Here is a 3,857-nt window from a genome sequence, read left to right as displayed (position 1 = left end):
GGTGAATATAAAAGCAGCAGAAAAAAATAGTGTTGCCTTATGCTTGCTTTATACGCCATAGTAGATTGATCATCCAAACCGAAATGACAAATGGGGCGGTTAGAGTAGTTATTCCTATTTGTATGCCCCCTATTTGTAGCAGAATAGAGAGTATGACGGATAGTATTACTTTGACATTTCCTTTATGTGTATAATCTCCCAAAGCAATGGCACAAAGAACTCCATTATATCCGAATAATCCTATATTCCATGCCGTAAGGTCTATGTTTGGAAACAAGCCTATGAGTAAGGGAAGAGCAGCAGCGATGACAGTATAAAAAGCGTTTATACGGGAGTTTATGAGGATAGCCAACAGAAAGAAAAGTCCGGAGAGGATATTTCCCTGAAACATCACTTGACCGATATTTAAACTGAATGATTGGAAAAAATGACTTGCATTATCCGGATTTTCAGAGAGAGAGGGTAGTAGTATAGCGGGATATAGATAATGGCATGTTATGAGTAAAAGCCATACGACAAGAATGAACGGGGCCGTGAATCCCGGTAATAAACTTTGCCGGCGAAAACAATGTGCAACCCATGAGGATATGGCTGCCCCTATTACTAATAATGCAACAGATATGATATTAATTTCCATAAACACTCCTATGGCAATGCCGACTAAAGTGCCATTAAAACCATAAAGACCGGCACGGATATCTTCTTTATCGTAATTTAAAAGAGAGGCGGCTATTGTGCCTACAACGGTTCCTGCAACGGCTAATATGGCAAGTTGCCATGAATTGCAGATGATTCCGATTAACATGATTATTCCGGAAAGCGCGTTATTTTGAAACATTACTTGTCCGATCCCTCTTCCGATGATTGAAATATTTTCACGCATACCTGTTTTTTGCGGCAAAAATAATAATAGTCTGTATAAATACAAAAACGTTTGGGAATAAATACTCATTGTTTTTTATTTATACAAAATCATGGATGGTGTCTTTTAACATTGTTAATTGATTTTTCCGCATTTCATTATCAGTCTTACAAAAGATATATTTCTTGTGTATAAAGAATGTATTTCTTGGTATATAAAAATATGATTTTAATAGTGTGTTAATTACTATTCTTTGTCTGCTGAAAATTCTTATCTTTTATGTCTGATATTAGTAGTTTATATCATTGATATATAATTGTTTGAGTGGGACTGTGCTGCTGCTTTAGATTTGAGTAGAACCTATTGAGCTTTGAATACGAAATGTTTATACTTGCCAATTTGATAACTTCCTGCCGGCAATCTGTCGAAGTCTGTGTCTTTATAAAAACGAAAAATGCAGATTTCCAAGAGGTTTATTAACTCATGGAAATCTGCGTTTCAATATTTATCAATTCAATGACTTTGCGTTATCAGTCAAAGAAACTTTTGAACTTCTTGAAAATCTTTTCTTTTATAGAAGTGTTCGGTTTGAAGTTATCAGAAGCATCTAATTTCTCAAGTATATTCTTTTCGTCTTTTGTCAATGCTTCCGGCACATAAACACTTACGTTTACCAGCAGGTCTCCTGTACCGTATCCGTTGACACTCGGTAATCCTTTGCCACGCAGACGAAGAACTTTACCCGGTTGTGTTCCTGCATCGATCTTTACTTTTACTTTGCCATCGATGGTAGGTATCTCGACAGCACCACCCAAGGCGGCAGCCGGGAAACTGAGAAGCAAGTTGTATACCAGATCATTTTCATCGCGGATAAGGCTTTCATGCGGTTCTTCCTCAACCAGGATCAGCAGATCTCCCGGTACACCATTATGCTTACCGGCATTTCCTTTTCCGCTCATAGACAGTTGCATTCCTTCGGCTACTCCGGCAGGAATTTTCACTGTAACTACTTCTTCTCCATATACAATGCCATCTCCGCCGCACTCTTTACACTTGTTTTTAATGATTTTACCTTCACCATTACAAGTAGGACAGGTGGTGCGCGTTTGCATCGTACCTAAAATCGTTTGTTGGTTGCGAATTACCGAACCGCTTCCTTTACAGGTCGGACAGGTTTCCGAACCACCGTTACCCTCTGCACCTGTTCCGTGACAGTGCGTACAAGGTACATATTTTTTTAATTTGAATTTCTTTTCTACTCCTGTGGAGATCTCTTTCAATGTCAGTTTTACTTTTACACGGAGATCAGAGCCACGGTAGCGTCTTTGCTGTTGGCTACCGCCACCGCCGAATCCACTGAAACCTCCAAAGCCACCGCCACCACGGCCGCCAAAAATATCACCGAACATAGAGAAGATGTCATCCATAGACATTCCTCCGCTGAAACCTCCGAACGGACCTCCGTTTCCGGCTGCACCGCCCATACCTGCATGGCCGAACTGGTCGTAACGGGCACGCTTATCCGGATTGCTCAGCACGTCGTATGCTTCGGCAGCTTCTTTAAATTTCTCTTCTGCTGTCTTATCACCCGGGTTTTTATCCGGATGAAATTGGATTGCCTTTTTACGATACGCTTTTTTTATTTCTTCTGCTGTTGCGGTTTTCGTCACCTCCAGCACTTCATAGTAGTCTCTCTTTTCCATATATTTATTTTATTCTCCAACTACCACTTTAGCGTGGCGCAGTACTTTATCGTTCAGTGTATATCCGGTCTGTACACAATCCAGAATCTTTCCCTTTTGTTTTTCAGACGGTGCGGGAACTACTGCGATGGCTTCGTGGTAATCGGTATCCAGTGGTTTGTCTTTGGTTTCGATTACTTTTACGCCATTTTGTCCCAACACGGAAATAAATTTGTTATAGATCAGTTCTACGCCTTCTTTCACGGCTGCCACATCGGTTGCTTTTTCCATTGTCTGAAGAGCGCGTTCCAAATCGTCTACGACAGGAAGTATGCTACTAAGGCTTTTTTCACCTCCATTCAAAATCAGTTCGGCCTTTTCCTTTACCGTACGTTTCCGGTAATTGTCAAATTCTGCCGACAGGCGAAGATATTTATCCTTCTGGTCTTCAATTGTTTCATTCGCTTTTTCCAATTCCTTTTCCAACTCTTCCTCTTTGGTAAGGGGAGCTTCCTGATCAGTTGTTTCTTCTTGCAGTTGTTCTTCTGCAATGTTTTCGGTTTCCTGGCTGTTCAGTTCTTTTTCTGCTTCTTTTTCTTTTGGATTCATATCTTTATTTTTTTTGTTCTTATTAAATGGATTCAATTTCATGTCGATAGACGTTACAATATAGTGGCACATCAGCAAAAACTTTGCCAATTTACTTTGTATGCCAAAAAACGCAGCAAAGGTAATACTTTTCTGTCAGATTGACACAACCGGTATAGTATGTTATTCATTAAAAATGCCTATCTTTGCGGCCGGAAATAATAATGTGTCAATGTGTCCATGTGCCAATATGCCAATTGGCTGCGTTATGGCAATACACTGCATGGTAATTGGCACATTGGCATATTAGCACATTAATTAATTATTTAAGATGATTACAGTTTCAAACGTATCGGTACAGTTTGGTAAAAGGGTATTGTTTAATGATGTAAACCTGAAGTTTACAAGTGGGAATTGTTATGGTATAATTGGTGCCAACGGTGCAGGAAAATCTACTTTTCTGCGTACTATTTATGGCGATCTGGATCCGACTACCGGAACGATTGCATTAGGCCCGGGCGAACGCCTTTCGGTATTGAGCCAGGACCACTTCAAATGGGATGCTTTTACGGTGATGGATACAGTGATGATGGGGCATACCGTATTGTGGGATATTATGAAACAGCGCGAAATATTGTATGCCAAAGAAGACTTTACCGATGAGGACGGTTTGAAAGTGTCCGAATTGGAGGAGAAATTTGCGGAACTTGACGGTTGGAATGCCG

4 protein-coding genes are annotated in these 3,857 nt (G+C 40.3%); 1 reads left to right on the top strand and 3 read right to left on the bottom strand.

The features are described from left to right. Positions 1-37 precede the first annotated feature (37 nt). From QVP90_RS09865 to QVP90_RS09855, 3 genes are all read right to left on the bottom strand, one after another. Complete coding sequence (locus tag QVP90_RS09865; RefSeq protein ID WP_264381101.1) at positions 38-883, bottom strand: urea transporter; 846 nt, start codon at positions 881-883, stop codon at positions 38-40. Between the two features lie 509 nt (positions 884-1,392). Further along, entirely contained in the window at positions 1,393-2,565 is a 1,173-nt protein-coding gene (gene dnaJ / locus QVP90_RS09860; RefSeq protein WP_021936312.1) for a molecular chaperone DnaJ, read from the bottom strand. A gap of 9 nt (positions 2,566-2,574) precedes the next feature. Continuing rightward, positions 2,575-3,153 carry a nucleotide exchange factor GrpE gene (locus QVP90_RS09855; protein ID WP_005923397.1) on the bottom strand — a complete coding sequence of 193 codons (579 nt, stop codon included), beginning with the start codon at positions 3,151-3,153 and terminating at the stop codon, positions 2,575-2,577. Between the two features lie 310 nt (positions 3,154-3,463). Here QVP90_RS09855 and QVP90_RS09850 point away from each other — a divergent pair. Continuing rightward, the coding region (locus QVP90_RS09850) for an ATP-binding cassette domain-containing protein (RefSeq protein ID WP_288204229.1) at positions 3,464-3,857 on the top strand (394 nt) is incomplete at its 3' end.

It is taken from the genome of Bacteroides sp. CAG:189, assembly GCF_000432295.1.
Classification (GTDB): domain Bacteria; phylum Bacteroidota; class Bacteroidia; order Bacteroidales; family Bacteroidaceae; genus Bacteroides; species Bacteroides salyersiae.
The sequence above is the reverse complement of the archived record's forward strand: the minus strand, read 5'-3'. Positions and strand labels throughout refer to the sequence as shown.

What these genes read in the sequence shown, in the direction of transcription:
- QVP90_RS09865 (WP_264381101.1), bottom strand. Translation starts at nt 883, where the DNA reads ATGCGTGAAAATATTTCAATCATCGGAAGAGGGATCGGACAAGTAATG.
- dnaJ (WP_021936312.1), bottom strand. Translation starts at nt 2,565, where the DNA reads ATGGAAAAGAGAGACTACTATGAAGTGCTGGAGGTGACGAAAACCGCA.
- QVP90_RS09855 (WP_005923397.1), bottom strand. Translation starts at nt 3,153, where the DNA reads ATGAATCCAAAAGAAAAAGAAGCAGAAAAAGAACTGAACAGCCAGGAA.